Source organism: Photorhabdus viridis, from assembly GCF_040256935.1.
In the GTDB taxonomy this organism is placed as follows: Bacteria; Pseudomonadota; Gammaproteobacteria; order Enterobacterales; family Enterobacteriaceae; genus Photorhabdus; species Photorhabdus viridis.
On the sequence record NZ_JBEJZY010000479.1, the window covers coordinates 1 to 223 of the forward strand.

General features: G+C 57.8%; 1 protein-coding gene. It reads right to left on the reverse strand.

What is annotated here, in order from left to right:
* Positions 1 to 223: IS66 family transposase (locus tag ABR397_RS24215; RefSeq protein ID WP_350307901.1), on the reverse strand; the 223-nt coding region annotated here is incomplete at both ends.

The window sequence follows — 223 nt, forward strand, 5'->3', positions numbered from 1 at the left end:
CTTCAGCGTATAATCTATCGCTTTGCGTAACCCAGAGTTGGGCGCCGTTTGGGTCTGCATCGTCTGCAACCAGGACCGGAACTCATTCAGCCACGGCCGGGCATAACGCTGCCGCCACTGACGCCGTTTATCCGGCGGCCGGTGTTTGATTTTTCGCTCCAGCTTGTACAGGTCACGAATGCCATCCAGCGCCTGTTTCGCCACCGGACTTTGGCTCGCTTTG